Origin of the sequence: Alkalihalobacterium elongatum, assembly GCF_019024285.1 — a bacterium.
GTDB classification, from domain to species: domain Bacteria; phylum Bacillota; class Bacilli; order Bacillales; family Bacillaceae_F; genus Alkalihalobacterium; species Alkalihalobacterium elongatum.
The window spans coordinates 32,342-50,302 of record NZ_WMKZ01000002.1; the positions used below are offsets into that span (position 1 = coordinate 32,342).

17 protein-coding genes and 1 pseudogene are annotated in these 17,961 nt (G+C 36.3%); 7 read left to right on the forward strand and 11 right to left on the reverse strand.

The genetic code is table 11. The features are described 5' to 3' along the window. Positions 1-12 precede the first annotated feature (12 nt). Together GKP30_RS04050 and GKP30_RS04055 are read left to right on the forward strand one after the other, a co-directional pair. A complete protein-coding gene (locus GKP30_RS04050; protein ID WP_216828132.1) occupies positions 13-1,629 on the forward strand; it encodes a glycine betaine uptake BCCT transporter in 1,617 nt (538 codons plus the stop codon). A gap of 138 nt (positions 1,630-1,767) precedes the next feature. Next, entirely contained in the window at positions 1,768-2,178 is a 411-nt protein-coding gene (locus tag GKP30_RS04055; protein WP_216828133.1) for a hypothetical protein, read from the forward strand. 73 nt (positions 2,179-2,251) lie between these two features. Here the strand turns inward: GKP30_RS04055 and lpdA are convergent, their stop codons facing one another. From lpdA to GKP30_RS04080, 6 genes and pseudogenes are all read right to left on the reverse strand, one after another. Further along, the gene (gene lpdA / locus GKP30_RS04060; RefSeq protein ID WP_216828134.1) at positions 2,252-3,661 is read right to left on the reverse strand and encodes a dihydrolipoyl dehydrogenase; all 1,410 of its coding nucleotides are present in this window, start codon (positions 3,659-3,661) and stop codon (positions 2,252-2,254) included. 4 nt (positions 3,662-3,665) lie between these two features. After that, positions 3,666-4,493 carry a dihydrolipoamide acetyltransferase family protein gene (locus GKP30_RS23980; RefSeq protein WP_407928584.1) on the reverse strand — a complete coding sequence of 276 codons (828 nt, stop codon included), beginning with the start codon at positions 4,491-4,493 and terminating at the stop codon, positions 3,666-3,668. Further along, positions 4,478-4,967, reverse strand: a pseudogene (locus GKP30_RS23985) (biotin/lipoyl-containing protein); the annotation flags it as partial. The gene GKP30_RS23980 and the pseudogene GKP30_RS23985, both read right to left, overlap by 16 nt. Before the next feature lie 153 nt (positions 4,968-5,120). Then, the gene (locus GKP30_RS04070) at positions 5,121-6,098 is read right to left on the reverse strand and encodes an alpha-ketoacid dehydrogenase subunit beta (RefSeq protein ID WP_216828136.1); all 978 of its coding nucleotides are present in this window, start codon (positions 6,096-6,098) and stop codon (positions 5,121-5,123) included. Between the two features lie 3 nt (positions 6,099-6,101). Next, positions 6,102-7,145, reverse strand: coding sequence for a pyruvate dehydrogenase (acetyl-transferring) E1 component subunit alpha (gene pdhA, locus GKP30_RS04075; RefSeq protein ID WP_236034913.1), 1,044 nt, complete (start codon positions 7,143-7,145; stop codon positions 6,102-6,104). A gap of 727 nt (positions 7,146-7,872) precedes the next feature. Next, the gene (locus tag GKP30_RS04080) at positions 7,873-8,529 is read right to left on the reverse strand and encodes a YkyA family protein (RefSeq protein ID WP_216828138.1); all 657 of its coding nucleotides are present in this window, start codon (positions 8,527-8,529) and stop codon (positions 7,873-7,875) included. 341 nt (positions 8,530-8,870) lie between these two features. Between GKP30_RS04080 and GKP30_RS04085 the strand changes: the two genes are divergently transcribed. Then, positions 8,871-9,035, forward strand: coding sequence for a YjcZ family sporulation protein (locus tag GKP30_RS04085; RefSeq protein ID WP_216828139.1), 165 nt, complete (start codon positions 8,871-8,873; stop codon positions 9,033-9,035). A gap of 134 nt (positions 9,036-9,169) precedes the next feature. Continuing rightward, the gene (gene def / locus GKP30_RS04090) at positions 9,170-9,715 is read left to right on the forward strand and encodes a peptide deformylase (RefSeq protein ID WP_216828140.1); all 546 of its coding nucleotides are present in this window, start codon (positions 9,170-9,172) and stop codon (positions 9,713-9,715) included. Positions 9,716-9,777: 62 nt separating this feature from the next. Here def and GKP30_RS04095 read toward each other — a convergent pair whose 3' ends face one another. Continuing rightward, entirely contained in the window at positions 9,778-10,560 is a 783-nt protein-coding gene (locus GKP30_RS04095) for a Cof-type HAD-IIB family hydrolase (protein ID WP_216828141.1), read from the reverse strand. A 452-nt stretch (positions 10,561-11,012) separates the two neighbouring features. Between GKP30_RS04095 and GKP30_RS04100 the strand changes: the two genes are divergently transcribed. Together GKP30_RS04100 and rnjA are read left to right on the forward strand one after the other, a co-directional pair. Continuing rightward, a complete protein-coding gene (locus GKP30_RS04100) occupies positions 11,013-11,222 on the forward strand; it encodes a DNA-dependent RNA polymerase subunit epsilon (protein ID WP_216828142.1) in 210 nt (69 codons plus the stop codon). Between the two features lie 3 nt (positions 11,223-11,225). After that, entirely contained in the window at positions 11,226-12,893 is a 1,668-nt protein-coding gene (gene rnjA / locus GKP30_RS04105) for a ribonuclease J1 (RefSeq protein WP_216828143.1), read from the forward strand. Positions 12,894-12,961: 68 nt separating this feature from the next. Here rnjA and GKP30_RS04110 read toward each other — a convergent pair whose 3' ends face one another. From GKP30_RS04110 to GKP30_RS04125, 4 genes are all read right to left on the reverse strand, one after another. Then, the gene (locus GKP30_RS04110) at positions 12,962-13,627 is read right to left on the reverse strand and encodes a potassium channel family protein (protein ID WP_216828144.1); all 666 of its coding nucleotides are present in this window, start codon (positions 13,625-13,627) and stop codon (positions 12,962-12,964) included. Positions 13,628-13,801: 174 nt separating this feature from the next. Further along, positions 13,802-15,034 (reverse strand): peptidoglycan recognition protein family protein, encoded by a 1,233-nt coding sequence (locus tag GKP30_RS04115; RefSeq protein ID WP_216828145.1) that lies wholly within the window; start codon positions 15,032-15,034, stop codon positions 13,802-13,804. A gap of 222 nt (positions 15,035-15,256) precedes the next feature. Further along, the gene (locus tag GKP30_RS04120) at positions 15,257-15,715 is read right to left on the reverse strand and encodes a TlpA family protein disulfide reductase (RefSeq protein WP_328703116.1); all 459 of its coding nucleotides are present in this window, start codon (positions 15,713-15,715) and stop codon (positions 15,257-15,259) included. A 92-nt stretch (positions 15,716-15,807) separates the two neighbouring features. Then, positions 15,808-16,359 carry a peroxiredoxin gene (locus tag GKP30_RS04125; RefSeq protein WP_216828146.1) on the reverse strand — a complete coding sequence of 184 codons (552 nt, stop codon included), beginning with the start codon at positions 16,357-16,359 and terminating at the stop codon, positions 15,808-15,810. 646 nt (positions 16,360-17,005) lie between these two features. Here GKP30_RS04125 and GKP30_RS04130 point away from each other — a divergent pair. Further along, positions 17,006-17,845, forward strand: a complete 840-nt coding sequence (locus GKP30_RS04130) for a mechanosensitive ion channel family protein (protein ID WP_216828147.1) — start codon at positions 17,006-17,008, stop codon at positions 17,843-17,845. Positions 17,846-17,961 lie beyond the last annotated feature (116 nt).

Consider the following 17,961-nt stretch of genomic DNA (forward strand, 5'->3'; position numbering starts at 1 on the left):
GGGGTTGATATTTTGAGGAAGTTAACACCAGTGTTTTCTATATCATTATGTATAGCCATTGCGTTTATTTTATGGGGAACCCTTGCTCCAAACCACTTAGATAGTACTACAGCAGCAATTCAGAGCTTTATCACTGAAAAGTTTGGTTGGTTTTACTTATTAGCATCTACTGGTTTTTTAATTTTTTCTATTTATCTTATTTTTAGTCCCTATGGGAGAATACGATTAGGTAAGCCTGAAGATCGTCCAGAATACAATTATTTAACATGGTTTGCTTTTTTATTTACGGCTGGTATGGGAATTGGGCTTGTATTTTGGGGTGTAGCGGAACCAATGTACCATTTTTATTATCCACCTAACCCATACCTCGATTCATATCAAGCAGCTAGCCAAGCAATGCGTTACGCATTTTTTCACTGGGGATTACACCCATGGGCAATTTATGCAATTGTTGCTCTAATTCTTGCCTATTTTCAATTTAGAAAAGATGCTCCTGGTGTTATTAGTGCTGCATTTAAACCACTTCTTGGAGACCGAGTAAACGGATCGATTGGAACTATAATTAACGTAATAGTAGTATTTGCAACTATTTTTGGTGTGGCAACATCACTTGGTTTTGGGACATTACAAATTTCTGGTGGTGTATCACAGATTATTCCTGGTGTTAACAATAACATTGTTACACAACTAATTATCGTTGTCGTTATTACAATCCTTTACATGTTATCTTCGCTAACAGGACTCAATAAAGGAATACGTATATTAAGTAAAACAAATATTTATCTCGCAATTGGCCTATTATTATTTTTATTATTTGTAGGACCGACCACCTTTATTATGGGTGTTTTCACGCAAACATTAGGTAGTTATCTTCAAAACTTAGCGGGAATGAGTTTCCGTATTGACCCCTATAATCCAGAAACGAATTGGGTACAAGGATGGACCATCTTTTACTGGGCCTGGTGGATCGCTTGGGCTCCTTTTGTGGGGACCTTCATTGCTAGAGTTTCTAAAGGGCGTACAATTCGTGAATTCGTTACTGGTGTATTGGTTGTACCTACACTGTTTGGAGCACTATGGTTTTCTGTCTTTGGAGGTACTGCCCTTTCACTAGACCTACATAGTAATATTGGGATCATGGATGTCATTGAAGACCAGGGTATGGAATTAGCTTTATTTGCGGTATTGGAGCAATTTCCCCTTGGCCTAATCATGTCTGCAATTGCAATTTTATTAATATGCTCTTTTTTCATAACATCTGCAGACTCTGCGACTTTTGTCCTAGGTATGCAAACAACAAACGGAAATTTAAACCCAGCTAATTCCGTGAAATTGATATGGGGTCTAGTGCAATCTGCAGCCGCAGCAGTATTATTAGCTTCTGGTGGATTAGGAGCGTTACAAACGGCATCTATTATAGCAGCACTTCCGTTTGCCATTATTATGATCTTTATGATCATTTCATTAATGAAGTCATTGCGCCAAGAAAAACCTATACTATACCAAGATAAGTTACGTATGAAGGATGAGAAATTAAGATTGCGTGAGGAAAAATTAAAGCTTAAAGAAGAAATTGCTGCATTAAAGAAGAAAGTTAACGAATTGGATAAGAAAAAGAAAGAAGATTAAAGACGGTTAACATGTAACCGTCTTTTTATCATTATTTTTCTATTTCATTACATTTATGTTACTTCACGTACAACCATATAATGGCATGGTAAAATAATATCAATTAATTTTATCCTTCATAGGAAGTGAGGTCAAAGGATGAGATATCATTTATCTTACTTGCTCTTATCGACCTTTTTAATTACTACAGGGTGTTGGTCATCAGAAGCAACTACTAATCCACTTGTTACTGACAATACAGAATATATGACTGTACTTTTTTCTAATGAGGATTCGATATTAGAAGAAGCGAGTTTTTATGATGCACTTTTAGAAATGCAACGATTGTTCCCAGAGAAACACTTCCCGTTTCAAATTGTCTACGCCAGTGAACGTAATGTAATACGATACTTTAACGTAAGTACATACCCAACTTTAATGGTACTTAGTGGCGATGATGTTCAGTTAAAAATCGAAGGAAATCATTCAAAAGAAGAAATTATCAATTTACTTACTAATACTTTAAAAATAAATGATCAAGAGTTATCTTACCATCATATAAAGCACTGATAACTGGAGAAAGAATAAAGAGGCTGAATTTATTTCAGCCTCTTCTTTATATACAGGGGGAGAAAAATTTTGATTACTTGACGATATGAATTGGCATTCCTAGTGCAACTTCTGCAGTTTCCATCGTAATTTCACCTAATGATGGATGTGCATGAATAGTCAACGCGATATCTTCAGCAGTCATACCTGCTTCAATTGCCACACACGCTTCAGAAATCATATCGGAAGCATTTGCTCCCGCAATTTGTACACCTAGAACTAAGCCATCTTCTTTACGAGTTACCATTTTCATGAAACCGTCAGTCTCATCTAGCGATAACGCTCGACCATTAGCTGCAAACGGGAACTTCGATACAACAACGTCATATCCTTTTTCTTTTGCTTCTTTTTCATCTAGACCGACAGTTGCAAGTTCTGGTCCAGAAAATACGACTGCAGGAATTGCTAAGTAATCTACTTCAGCTGGATGGCCTGCAATTGCTTCAGCTGCTACTTTCGCTTCATATGAAGCTTTGTGAGCAAGCATTGGTCCAGGTACAATATCACCAATCGCATAGATACCATCAACAGATGTTTTACACTGTTTATCAACTTTTATAAATCCACGCTCATCGATTTCAACACCGATTTGTTCTAGACCAATTTCTTCGGTGTTAGGACGACGACCAACTGTTACTAAAACGTAATCCGCTTCAAATGTCTTCTTTTCACCTTTGATTTCAGCTGTTACTGTGACTCCATTTTCTGTTTCCTCTACACCTTGTGCTAAAGCTTCAGTGTACAGTTCCACACCATTTTTCTTCATACGACGTGTTACAAGTTGACTCATCTGTTTTTCAAAACCAGGAAGAATTTGTTTTCCACCTTCTAATACAACAACTTCTGATCCAAGGTTAGAATATGCTGCCCCAAGTTCAATTCCGATGTAACCTCCACCAATAACAATTAACTTCTTTGGAAGTTCTGTTAGGTTAAGGGCACCAGTTGAACTTAAAATACGCTTACTAAATTTGAAGGTAGGGATTTCAATCGGACGAGATCCTGTAGCAATAATACAATTTTTAAATTTATATGTTTGAGCTTGCTTATCATCCATAATACGTACTGAATCTTTATCCGCAAAGTAAGCTTCACCTTTAATAATCTCAACTTTATTACCTTTTAATAGTCCTTCAACGCCACCCGTTAATTTGTTTACAACGGATGCTTTCCATGCTTGCATTTTTGAAAAGTCTAAATTCACCTTATCAACTGTAATCCCCATATTCTCAGATGAATTAGCATCATGAAAACGGTGACCAGCTTGAATTAAAGCTTTTGAAGGAATACAACCGACGTTTAAACAAACTCCACCAAGGTTGCCCTTTTCTACGATGGTTACTTTCTGTCCTAGTTGTGCAGCACGAATAGCTGCTACATAACCGCCAGGGCCTGAACCAATGACGAGAGTATCTACCTCTGTTGCGAAATCTCCAACTACCATTTGTTTATCCCTCCATTAATAACAATTGTGGGTCGTTTAATAAGCGTTTTACGTGGTTTAATGCATTTTGTGCTGTAACCCCATCAATTAAACGATGGTCATAGCTAATTGAAAGGTTAAGTACTGGGGCAGCTACAATTTCCCCATTCTTAACTACCGCTTTATCTTCAATACGACCAATCCCTAAAATCGCTACTTCAGGATGGTTAATTACTGGTGTAAACCATGCACCACGAGCTGAGCCTAAGTTTGAAATCGTGCATGTTCCACCTTTCATTTCATTAGCACTTAACTTTCCGTCACGAGCTTTAACAGCTAATTCACTAATTTCTGCAGCGATTGAATAGATTGATTTACGATCAGCATCTTTAACTACTGGTACAACTAAACCTTGTTCTGTATCAGCAGCAATTCCAATGTTGAAGTAGTTTTTATAAACAATTTCTTCATTTACATCGTCAATTGATGCATTAAGTGCAGGATATTTACGTAAAGCAGAAGTTAATGCTTTAACAACATACGGTAAGTACGTTAATTTAACACCTTGTTCAGCAGCTGCTTCTTTATATTGCTTACGATGAGCAACAAGCGATGTTACATCCACCTCATCCATATGCGTTACATGTGGTGCAGTATGCTTAGAGTTAACCATTGCTTTAGCGATAGCCTTACGAATTCCCTTAATCGGAACTCGCTCTTCATTAGCACCTTCTGGTATAGCAACAGGAGTAGTTTTTGGTGCTTGCTGTGCTTTTGTTGTATCTGCAACAGGCGCCTCTACTTGTTTTTCAACTTGTTCTTGAGTTTGTCCACCTGCTAAGTAGCTATCAATATCTTCTTTTACGATACGACCATTCGTTCCTGTTCCTTGAACTGCACGAATATTAACTCCTTTTTCACGAGCATATTTACGTACAGAAGGCATCGCAATTACACGACGGTTTTCATCAACTTCAGTTTCAGTAGTAACAGGTGCTACCTCTTTCGCTTCTTCAGCTTTTACTTCCTCTATTACAGGTGCTGGAGCTTGCTCTTCATGATCACCATGCGCTGATTGAGGAGCCTCACCATCATAATCGATCGTTATTAGAACATCACCTACAACTGCAACCGTTCCTTCACTTACTTTAAGTTCTAGGATTTTACCTTCAACAGGGGATGGAATTTCAACAACAGCTTTATCGTTTTGTACTTCAAGTAAAATATCATCTTCTTTTACTTCGTCACCTGGTTTAACAAACCATTTTACTATTTCACCTTCATGGATACCTTCACCGATATCTGGAAGTTTGAATTCAAATGCCACGAAAAGCGCCTCCTTTTTGTCAGTTAATTTGAGACTAATATTTTTAATCACACTACTATCAGATCATCATAGGTGATACACCTTTTCAACATTAAAAGTCGTGAAAAAAGACTGAAAAAGAAACCTTTGAGACTTCTTTTCCAGTACGACTAATTAAAAGTTAACGACTTGCTTAGCTTTCTCAACGATATCTTTATAGTCAGGAAGCCAAACATCTTCAGCTGCAGCGAACGGATATACCGTATCAGGAGCTGTTACACGCAATACAGGTGCCTCTAAATGAAGGATTGCACGTTCGTTAATTTCGGCGATAACATTTGCAGCAACACCTGCTTGTTTTTGTGCTTCTTGCACGACAATGGCACGATTCGTTTTTTCAATTGAAGCAACGATGGTATCAATATCTAGTGGACTAACAGTACGAAGGTCAATAATCTCTGCATCAATACCTTCTTTTTCAAGTTCTTCTGCAGCTTTTAGTGAAGAGTGAACCATTGCACCATATGTAATGATTGAAATATCTTTACCTTCACGTTTTACATCTGCTTTACCAAGCGGGATTGTATACTCCTCTTCTGGAACTTCTCCACGGAATGAACGGTATAATTTCATGTGCTCGAGGAAGATAACTGGATCATTATCACGAATCGAAGAAATTAATAAACCTTTAGCATCATATGGAGTTGAAGGATAAACTACTTTCAAACCAGGAGTTTGAGCAACTAATCCTTCTAAGTTATCAGCATGTAATTCTGGAGTTTTTACACCTCCACCGAGTGGTGAACGGACTGTAATTGGAGAATGATACTTTCCACCAGAACGATAACGCATACGAGCCATTTGAGCTGCTACAGAGTCAAATACCTCAAACACGAACCCAAAGAATTGAATTTCCATTACTGGACGAAAACCTGTTAAACCTAAACCGATCGCTAATCCACCAATACCTGACTCAGCTAATGGAGTATCGAATACGCGATCTTCACCGAATTCCGATTGTAATCCATCAGTAGCACGGAATACTCCACCGTTTTTTCCGACGTCTTCTCCAAATACGAGAACATTTTCATCTCTTTTGAGCTCATTACGCATTGCATCGGTAATGGCTTGAATCATCGTCATTTGCGCCATGGATTATTTCGACTCCTTTGCTTTATATTCTTCCATTTGTTCTTGTAAGTTGTGTGGAAGTTCTTCGTACATAAATTCAATTAAATCAGTCACCTTTTGTTTAGGTGCAGCATCTGCTTGTTTAATTGCTTCTTTAATATCTTCTTTTGCTTTATCTACCATTTCGTTTTCCATGTCCTCAGTCCATAAATCTTTGCCTTCTAGGAATTTACGGAAGCGAACTAGTGGATCTTTCTTTTCCCACTCATCATCAAGATCATTTGTACGGTAACGAGTCGGGTCATCACCAGCCATCGTATGCGGACCATAGCGGTAACACATTGTTTCAATTAAAGTTGGAATTCCCTCATTTAGCGCACGTTCACGAGCTTGAGAAGTGGCTGCATAAACTGCTAAAATATCCATTCCATCGACTTGAATTCCTTCAATTCCTGCTGCAACAGCTTTTTGTGCAATTGTTTTTGCAGCTGACTGCTTTTCTACAGGGACAGAAATCGCAAAGCGGTTGTTTTGAACAACAAAGATAGCAGGAGCTTCAAACGCACCAGCAAAGTTCATACCTTCATAGAAGTCACCTTGAGAAGCTCCGCCGTCACCAGTGTAGGTGATAGCTACATTCTTTTTACCTTTACGCTTTAGGCCTAATGCAACACCTGCAGTTTGTACAATTTGTGCACCGATAATGATTTGTGGCATCAGAACGTTTACACCTTCTGGCATTCTTCCACCTTCATAATGACCACGAGAATATAAGAATGCTTTATATAACGGGAAACCGTGGAATACCATTTGTGGAATATCACGGTATCCAGGTAAGATCCAATCTTCCTTATCTAAAGCATATTGAGAACCTAACATTGAAGCTTCTTGACCAGCAACGGGTGCATAAAACCCTAAGCGTCCTTGACGATTTAAAGAAATCGCACGTTGATCCCAAATACGTGTATAAACCATACGACGCATCATTTCTTGAAGCTGTTCATCAGATAATTCAGGCATAGCAGCCTCGTTAACAACCTGACCTTCTTCATTTAAAATTTGAAACATCTCAAACTGATCTTCGATTTGTTTTACTACTGTTTTTGTACTCAAGTTCTTCACCTCTTCCTTTCTAATAAAAAGCCTATTGGCATGTTTTTTCATTTGGACTTACCATGCTTAGCACCGAAATAAATAATGTGTTGAAAACATCTAAAAGTAACATGAATACCCACTTTCTAGGATACCCATTTTTACATAATTCCAATACACTGTCACCAACGCTAAGATCAGTAACTATACTGTTCTTTTAGTTAAGTTTGTTTTTATCAAAAAAATATTAGAGCATAGTCTACCCAATCGCAATTATAAAAGTATGTAATATATTAAATATCCTATGTCTTCATAGCTTAACCAAAATATAATTTAACTTCCGAACTGTATCACTTTTTCATAGGAACCACTAATACAATTCTACTTTCAGGATTAAGTCTACATCACAAAGTTTTCCCTCGTCAATCCTTTTGCTCAACAATTTTTAAAAAGGTAAACTAAAATTTATTCACATACACACCAGACAACTGTGTTATATAATAACTATTTATAAACTAGTACAGATTGATACACCTTTTAATAAAAACAATTTATATATCCTCCCTCCTTTTTGCTTAATGTTCTCTATTTTTAAAACTTTAATCAGACCTATAAAAATATGCCCTGATATATTTCAGCAGACTTGGGGTCCTTTAACTGCAAAAAAAAGGAAATGCCTGATAAAAAGCACTTCCTTTTTCGACTATTCTTCAAATGTAATATCCAATTCAGCAAGGAGGTAAAATTCTTTTTTCTCCACATTGTACGCCTCTGTATACTCATTAAAAACATCTTTAGCATTCATAACTTTTTCATAAGCTTCATTAATTTCATCAATTTTTCCCTGTAGATCATCAATTGTTAAATCTTCTTGTTGTAACATTGTATATAATTCTTCATCTAAACTTAGCGCAATATCATACTCATCGTATAACGCCTGGTAACTTTCAAATCTTTTTGTCATCGTTTCTTTTAACTGAACAGCCTGATCTCTTAATTCTTCCTCTTTTAGTTCTTCAATTACAGGTTCAATTTTTAAAAACTCTTCATATCCCGCTTCAATACTCATTTTTTCCTTGTCCATCAATTGTTTTCTCTCTTGAACAATAGAAATTGCTTGTTTAGAAAGTTCTACAATTTCTTCATATTCCGACATACCTAATTTAATAATTTGTTCATATATTTCATGCTCTTTTTTTTCTGCAGCTACAAGCGGCTCTTGTTGTTGCTCAAAAACTTCTTCTAAAACAACCGCCTTTTCCATATGCGTAAACATATCTTCCGCTGGATTGTTTCCACAGGCTGCAAGAAAAACTACCATTGCCATTCCTAAGACTAAGCCAACATACTTCAGTTTCAAACTGAAAACCTCCATTCACCATTATGCCAAATATACATATTCATCCAATAAAACATTATACGAAAACAAACAAATTGACAATATCTTATTTCAATTACGCCTGTACTTTATAGGTTAGTATATTGTGTTTATAAAAAATATAGTACTTAAAACCATTGAAATAATTTTGCTTGTAAAAAGGAATGGTAACACAATTTACAATCACCAAACAAAGTTAATCTAAGAAAATAACTAAAAAAATAACTAAAAAATGGGTATATGACCAAACAAGATGATATTAAATGCATAGTGTATTAGTGAGTCGCAAGTTAGCGATGTACTTTTCAAAGGAGGTCATTTAAATGTACGGATATGGATGCTATGATCCTTGCGGATACGGTTATGGACCACAAGTTGCAGGTGCTTATGCCCCAGGGTATGGTCACGGACGCGGAAGAGGCTTCGCTTTAATTGTCGTTCTCTTCATTTTATTAATCATTGTAGGTGCATCTAAATACGGTTGCTAATCATTGATTCAAAAAAACGGAAGTCATTGAGACTTCCGTTTTTTCCATACTTAGCTTTTTTGGTATACTATAGGTATGAAATAATATGTTTTAATAAAGTACATATGTAAAAGTTATCAAAAGGGGTTGTAAGAATGATTACGATGAAAGATGTTATACGTGAAGGTCACCCTGTCTTAAGACAAGTTGCAAAGGAAGTACAACTTCCACCATCAAATGAAGACAAAGAAACTTTACAAAAAATGCTTGAATTTGTTATTAATAGTCAAGATCCTGAAATTGCGGAACGTTATGGTTTACGTCCAGGAATTGGTCTAGCTGCACCACAAATTGGAATTAGCAAAAGAATGATCGCGGTCCATGTTTATGATGAAAATGACGAATTAGTAAGCTGTGGAATGTTTAATCCTAAAATCATTAGTCATTCTGTTGAACTTAATCACCTTGAAAATGGAGAAGGATGCCTTTCAGTAGATCGCGAAGTACCTGGTCTCGTTCCACGCTATTCAAGAATAACAGTAAAAGGAACAACCATTGATGGCAAAGAAGTTACTATGCGATTAAAAGGCCTTGTTTCTATCGTGTTTCAGCATGAAATTGACCATTTAAATGGAATTATGTTCTACGACCGTATTGAAGGGTACCAAGATAAATATACAAAACCATTACCTAAACTATAATAAAAAGACGTGACTACAAATGTGAAGTCACGTCTTTTTTTCCATTCAATATTTCACTCACTTTATTTTAAAAGTCCTACTTTTTGAAGGCCGATTAGTATACCGTCGTCATCGACATGGTTTGTCACCACATTAGCAACATCTTTTACAGCTTCATGACCATTCCCCATTGCAACACCTGTACCAACGTAAGATAGCATCTCAATATCATTCAGACCATCTCCAAAAGCGAATGCGTTCTCCACTGGTATATTCATTTGATCCAGAAGAATTTCTATACCTTTAGCTTTTGATCCTCCACTTGGAAGTACATCAATCGAATATCGGTGCCACCTAACATAATCAAAATGTTCATGTCCGCGTGTATATAAATCCTCATGTTGATCTTTACAGAATATTAACGCTTGGTACACGTCTTGTGTATGATAAAAAGATGGATTGTAGTCTGGTAAATGAAGTTTTAGGTTTCCAATGCACTCTTCGATATAAGGGTGCTCTTTATAATTAGAATAGTGATTGAGATGATCTAGAAAAATCATTGGGTGCTCATTTTGCAAAGCATCTTTTTCTAAGCGCTTTAGTTTTTCCGTCTCTAATGGACTTTTGAAAACAATATCATTGTTGAAAATAACATACGAGCCATTAAAGCTAATATAAGTGTCAATGCCCAATTGATCACGTAAATCCTTATACATAAAAGGAGCTCTACCAGTAGCAATCGCTACATGTACTCCATTTCGTTTAAGTTCATTAATTGCTTTCACTGTTGAAGTTGGAATTGTTTTATTTTCGTTATATAACGTCCCGTCAATATCAAAAAACACAACCTTCTCTTCTCTTCCCATCGTTTAGCTCCTTTAACTTATTTATGTACGCTCTTTCTAAGCGATTGTTGCTACTAGTATAAGTATGAAGGATTTCGAACCTATTTAAAAGGAAAAAGTCTAAAATAGCCATTAATTACCTCGTAGCTTTTTTGTAAATTTCCACATACTAAAAACAAATAAATGTAGGACTGGTTACTTTATCACTTCCTTAAAGGAGGAGACGGACATGCTAAAAAAAATCAAGCGAAAATTAGTTAAGCACTGTCGTGGATTACTTCCAAAAAAAAGGCTTGCACAAAGTCCACAATGATAAGTATAACTAAGCAATGGGGAAATTTTTAAAATCTCCCCTTTTTACATAAAATAGGAATATAATAGAGTTAAAATGGCAAAGAAGAATAAATGCATGAAAATCTAACCATTTTAATTTATAATATGATAATAAATATAAGGTTATAAGGAGAGGTATTATGATTTACAAAGTATTTTATCAACCAAAACCTGAACAAGTTCCAGTTCGGGAAAACACAAGGTCATATTATGTTGAAGCAAATAGTGAAAGAGAAGCACGAAAAAAACTTGCCGACAAAAATATTAGCATCGAGTTTGTTCAAGCAATCTCTGGCGAATTTCTTGAATACGAAAAACAAAATCCTAACTTTAGAATAGAACAGGGGTAAAACATGAAACAAGCTAAACCAAATCAAGCATCCGTCTTTGCTTTAGGTGGCTTAGGTGAGATCGGCAAGAACACCTATGCAGTCCAATATCAAGACGAAATTATTTTAATTGATGCTGGTATTAAATTTCCAGAGGACGAACTTTTGGGAATTGATTATGTCATTCCTGATTATACGTACTTAGTTCGGAATGAAGAAAAGATTAAAGGGTTATTTATTACGCACGGACATGAAGACCACATTGGTGGAATTCCATATTTAATGCGAGAAATAAACATTCCCATATATGGTGGTAAGCTAGCCCTTGGCTTAATAAAAAATAAACTAGAAGAGCATGGCCTACTTCGCAAGGTAAAAATGTATGAAATTCACGAAGACCAAGCGATAAAATTTGCCAATACATCAGTTGAGTTTTTCCGTACAACACATAGTATTCCTGATGCATACGGAATAATTGTAAAAACACCAGCAGGAAACATTGTTCACACTGGTGACTTCAAATTTGATTTTACTCCTGTTGGTGAACCAGCAAACTTAACGAAGATGGCAAAAATCGGTGAAGAAGGTGTACTATGTTTACTATCTGACAGTACAAATAGTGAAATACCTGAATTCACAATGTCTGAACGCAAAGTCGGTGAAAGTATTGATAACATTTTTAGAAAAGTCGAGGGACGTGTTATCTTTGCAACTTTCGCTTCAAACATTCACCGTTTACAACAAGTAGTTGAGTCTGCTGTTCAATACGGTCGAAAAATTGCTGTATTTGGAAGAAGTATGGAATCTGCTTTAACCATTGGACAAGACCTTGGTTATATCCGTGCTCCTAAAGGTACGTTTATTGAACCATCACAATTAAATAAACTTCCAGACAATCAAATAACAATTTTATGTACTGGTAGTCAAGGTGAACCGATGGCTGCGTTATCGCGAATAGCGTTTGGAACCCATCGTCAAATTCAAATTATTCCTGGGGACACTGTAGTATTTTCATCATCTCCAATTCCAGGAAACACATTAAGTGTAAGTAAGACAATTAACCAGCTTTATCGGGTTGGTGCCAATGTTATTCACGGTTCACTAAGTAATATTCACACTTCTGGGCATGGTGGACAAGAAGAACAGAAGTTAATGTTAAGACTAATTAAACCCCAATATTTCTTACCGATTCACGGTGAATACCGCATGTTAAAAATGCATACCAAACTTGCTCAGGATTGTGGTGTTCCAGAGAAGAATTGCTTTATTATGGATAACGGAGAAGTCTTATCTATGAACAAAGAAGAAGCAATGATTTCAGGTAAAGTTCCCTCTGGTTCTGTTTATGTAGACGGAAGCGGTATCGGTGATATTGGTAATATAGTATTACGTGATCGTCGTATCTTATCTGAAGAGGGACTAGTCGTTGTCGTAGTGAGCTTAAACATGAAGGAATTTAAAGTATCTGCAGGTCCTGATATCATCTCTCGTGGCTTTGTGTATATGCGTGAAGCAGGCGATCTAATCCAAGAAGCACAACAACTGCTTGCAAAACATCTTGATGAAGTCATGGAAAGAAAGACAACACAATGGTCCGAAATTAAAAATGAAATTAGTGATATTCTTGGTCCTTTCCTATATGAACGGACAAAAAGAAAGCCAATGATTTTACCGATTATTATGGAAGTATAAACAAGATTTATATAAAATAAGAGAGGCTGACATTTTGAATCACCTCTCTTATTGTTTATATATTTATTCTATTCCTCATCTAATAACTGCTTCTCAAATCGATCAATATCCTTATCCGCACCGATGACAATAAGTATGTCTCCTCTAATGATCTTTTCATACGCTCGGGGAGAAACATTAATATCTTCCTTACGTTTAATGGCCATAATGTTGATCCCATATTTAGCACGAATATTTAAGTCAATTAAGGTTTTTCCATGCAGTTTTTCACCAGCAATTAACTCAACTATGCTATATTCATCAGATAGCTCAAGGTAGTCTAATACATTTTTTGAAACAATATGGTGCGCAATTCGAATTCCAATATCACGCTCTGGATGAACAATTTCATGTGCACCAATTTTTTCAAGGACTTTTTCATGATAATCATTTTGTGCTTTTACTGTAATGTGTTTTACTCCTAGTTCATTTAACATTAATGTTGTTAGGATACTCGATTGAATATCATCACCAATGGCTACGATCACATGCTCAAAATTTCGAATCCCTAAGTTTTTTAAAGCCATTTCATCAGTTGAATTGGCAACGACAGCATGAGTGACAATATCTTTAAATTCATCGACCTTTTCAGGAGAATGATCAATCGCTAAAACTTCCATTCCAAGTCTACTAAGTTCCTTACAAATACTCCCTCCAAATCTCCCTAAACCAATTACAGCAAATTGCTTTTTCATGACGAACTTCCTCCATCTTAGCCTTCTTACTTTATTCTATCATGATGATGGGATTTGTGACCAAAAAAACAGGAAGAGCCAGAACCTCAAAGCCGATATAAAGGAATTATTCGTTGCACCTTATCTACCCTTTGTGAGGATACTGGCACTTAAGAAGGTATTAGACGTTTCTAATTATGAAAATAAACGTGACCATGTTTGGGGTCCAACGATTCCATCTACAGTTATACCTTCCCTTCTTTGAAAAGAACGAACAGCTCGCTCTGTAATCGGGCCATACAAACCGTCTACAGTAACATTTAGAGCACGTTGAACTCTTCTTACATCAGCCCCCCTCATATACGGTGTTTGAAGGGAGAGTAAGCGCGAGTAGCTAGGCTGTTCATTCGCACTGACCCGATCTAATGCTCTCCATGTTTGCGGTCCAACGATTCCATCTACAGTTATATTTTCTCGTTGTTGAAACTCTCTTACTCTCTGTGCTGTTTCAGGACCATAAAGTCCATCAACCATCGCTCCAACCTTCTGTTGAACCTCACGTACATCTTCTCCACGCATCAGAGGGGTAATATGCCGTAACATCCTTCTTGACTCACTTGTAAAGAGGTCTTCTCTCTCATTAGGTTCATCGGTTGGCGAACCATGCTCTACGACTTCCATCGTTTCACTAAAATCTCTTAAAGCAGCACGTGTTTGTGGTCCAACAATTCCATCTACAGCAATACCTGCTGCTCGTTGAAAACGAACAACTGCATCATAGGTTTGTGGTCCAAAAATTCCATCTATTGGGCCTGGTATAAAATTTAATTCATTGAGACGTTCCTGGAGTGCCATAATGTCATCACCTTGGTCGCCTCTTGATAAAACCGTACGTTGTCTTGCTCCAGCAATGTACGTAGGAGAAGGTATAGCTGAACGGTCAGTTTGACCTGTTCTTTCTGCTAATTGGGAGCGATATTGGGTCATACTAATAGAAGGACATGGTTTCCAAGAATAGCCTGGAAATTCAATATGTCCCCAGACATTATCAACTGGAATATTCAATTCGTTCATTAGATATTCTGTTAGTTGCAGTGCTGCCTCTCGCTGTTGCGATGTCGGGGTTTGCGTTCGGAAATCTCCTACCATACAAACACCAACTGCCATCCCATTACTATTACCTACATGGTAGCTAACTACTTCTAGATCATGGCACCAACTTATAGAACCATCGCGATCTACAACGTAATGGTAGCCAATTCCTGGCCAACCTAAACTATTTACATGGTACCTTGCAAAAGCTTCTGCACTACCTGAAGTGGTGGCGCTATGATGAATAGCAATATTTCTAATAGCACCTCTTGAGCGACGGCGATATCTACGACTTCCGTGTCTAGCTAACGAATTACGCTTGTCTATAATATTCATCAAATCACCTCATTACTTATATATGCAATGAGTGAAAAAGGGTGATATGCCTATTGTCATTTCTGGATCAGTTCTAAATGGAATAGCACTAATCAGTTATGGTTAACAAAATGTTTCTTTATGCCTTATGTTTGTACAAAAAAACAGACTGAATTTCTAAAAAATTCGTCTGCTCTTTGTAATACATAATTTCTATATAATTAGCAATCAATTGAAATCGAACTACTCTTCTTTAATTCCTAATACTCGATTAACTCGTTTCGTTAACATCTTCATACCACTTCCACCAGCCTGAAAATGGCGCAGTTGACCTTCAGCATCAAATACATAGTATGCAGGAACATACTCGTTTTCAAAGGCATCTGTAATTTTATGAGCGTTGTCTACAGCAATTAATTGTGAAATGCCATGTTCTTCTGCAACTTGTTTAATTTGTTCTAGATCTGTATCTTTTTCTGAGCGTGGCATATGGATTGCAATTACATTTAACTTATCCGCATATTTATCACGGAATTCATTAATGTTTGGCATTGCTTCTTTACAAAGGCCGCATGATACTGACCAAAAGTGAAACAATGTTGGTTTATCTCCTACTAAATTTTCTTTACTAATTTCATTCCCATTTAACCACTCGGTTGCTCCACTTAGATCTGGCATTGGTGAACGTAATTTCAGTGCCATAAATTTTTTCCTCCTATAATATCAAAGAAATAGTTGAAAAAGGTCTAACATAGCTGCTAGACCTTTAATTTCATTTATAATATGTGCTTAAATTATACGTTTAATGTTTCTTGTCCTGGTTTCCAGTTTGCTGGGCAAAGTCCACCAGTTTGTAATGCTTGAAGAACACGTAACGTTTCATCAACATCCCGACCAATGTTGTTGTGGTTTACAACAGAGTACATTAGCTCGCCTTCTGGACTAATAATGAATAGTCCACGTAGAGCGACACCTGCATCTTCAATTAATACACCATAGTCACGTGATACCTGGTGGTTTGTATCAGCTGCTAATGGATACTTTAACTCACCTAAACCATTATCATCACGAGATGTGTTGATCCAAGCTTTATGTGTGTGGATTGTATCAGTAGAAACACCAATTACTTCTGCATCTAAATCCTCGAATTCATCGTAACGATCGCTTAAAGCCGTAATTTCAGTAGGACATACGAATGTGAAGTCCATTGGATAGAAGAATAAAACTGTCCACTTATCGTTTTTCATGTTTTCTTCCAGACTTACTTTTCCAAATTCTTTGTTCGGTAAAACAGCCTCCATTTCGAAACGAGGAGCTTGTTTTGCTACCATACGCTTATCTGACATATGTACATACCTCCTAAATGTTTTACATCGTAGTTATAAGAGAAGGGTTATTTTTAGTCAATATTAAATAATAATTAATTTAAATTACTAACATATTCCTTCCTTTTTCACACTATTGCTATTATACCCACAGTTTGCTCAACTAAACTTTAATTTTATGTAAATAATTATAAATGTTTTTTCAAAAAAACTACTTAATATACTCCATTAATTCTCATTTATCTAAGTATTATGAGCAGCTTTCTAAATTTTAATCTTTGCTAACATCGAACCCAAAATCAACAATTATAGCCAACATTTTTTATGTGTTATGTATTGCGTTCGATAAATTAAATGATCCGTTCACCATCCATATGAAGACCATTTCCCTTACATTACATTTCTATCTTGGAATGTTCTTCATAGTAAAACATCTTGGTTGAAATAACCTTCCTGACTTCTACAATGTTTCTCAACGAAACCGAACCTACACAGTTTGCACAGTTTGACTTTTAAGAATATTATTTTTTTCATGCGAATCGTTTTACATTCAAATTTTCTGGGAATAGAATAAGGGAAGGTTTGATTACGTTAGGTATGAACTTTATACATAGTGAGTTTTTACTTAAACTTACTGATAATAATTGAATGGTATAGGAGTGGTTTTGTGGATCAATGGTTACAAAATATTAATTGGACGACATTTCTAGAAGGAGCTATCGTTAATCTAGGTCAAGCTCTATTAGCTATAATCGCTTTTCTCATCGCTAAGGCTATTGGAAATAAATTGATTACAACTGGTTTTGCAAAGATGCAAGCACAAAGAGATATGTCGGTAGGTCGCGTTAAAACATTAGAGAAATTAACAATGAATGCTTTTTCATATGTTCTCATCTTTATTTTTATCACGATTATTATTAGTATATTCGGACTTGACGCTACTGGACTAATTGCTGGTGCAGGTATAATTGGACTAGCAATCGGTTTTGGTGCCCAAGGTTTAGTAAGTGATGTCGTTACTGGTTTTTTCCTTTTATTAGAAAGGCAAGTTGATGTAGGAGATTACATTACGGCTTCAGGAATTGATGGGATTGTTGAAGAGGTAGGTTTACGGACTACTTTAATCAGAGGGTTTGATGGTACATTACACTTCATACCAAACCGAAACATTTCAAATGTTAGTAATCACTCAAGAGGCAATATGCGTGCTTTAGTAGATATGAGCATCTCATATGATGATGATATAGATAAAGCTGTTGCTGTCATGCAAGAGGTTTGTGATCGAATTGCAGCTGAGGATGAAAGAATTGTTGAAGGTCCTAATGTTGTAGGTGTGCATAGCTTGGGTGATTCTGATGTTGTTCTTCGAATAGTTGCAAAGACAGCAAATATGGAACAATGGGCGGTCGAGCGTATTTTACGTAAGGAGTTAAAAGAAGCTCTTGATGCAAATAACATTGAAATTCCCTTCCCACATCAGGTGTATATCGAAAAGAGAAATAGTTAAATGTTTTTCAAATTATCTGTGGCTGGATTACTTCAGCCACTTTTTATATTTCTAATCTCCATTTTTGGAAACAACGAAACAAACCTATTATATTTTCTTTAATAATTCATGGACAA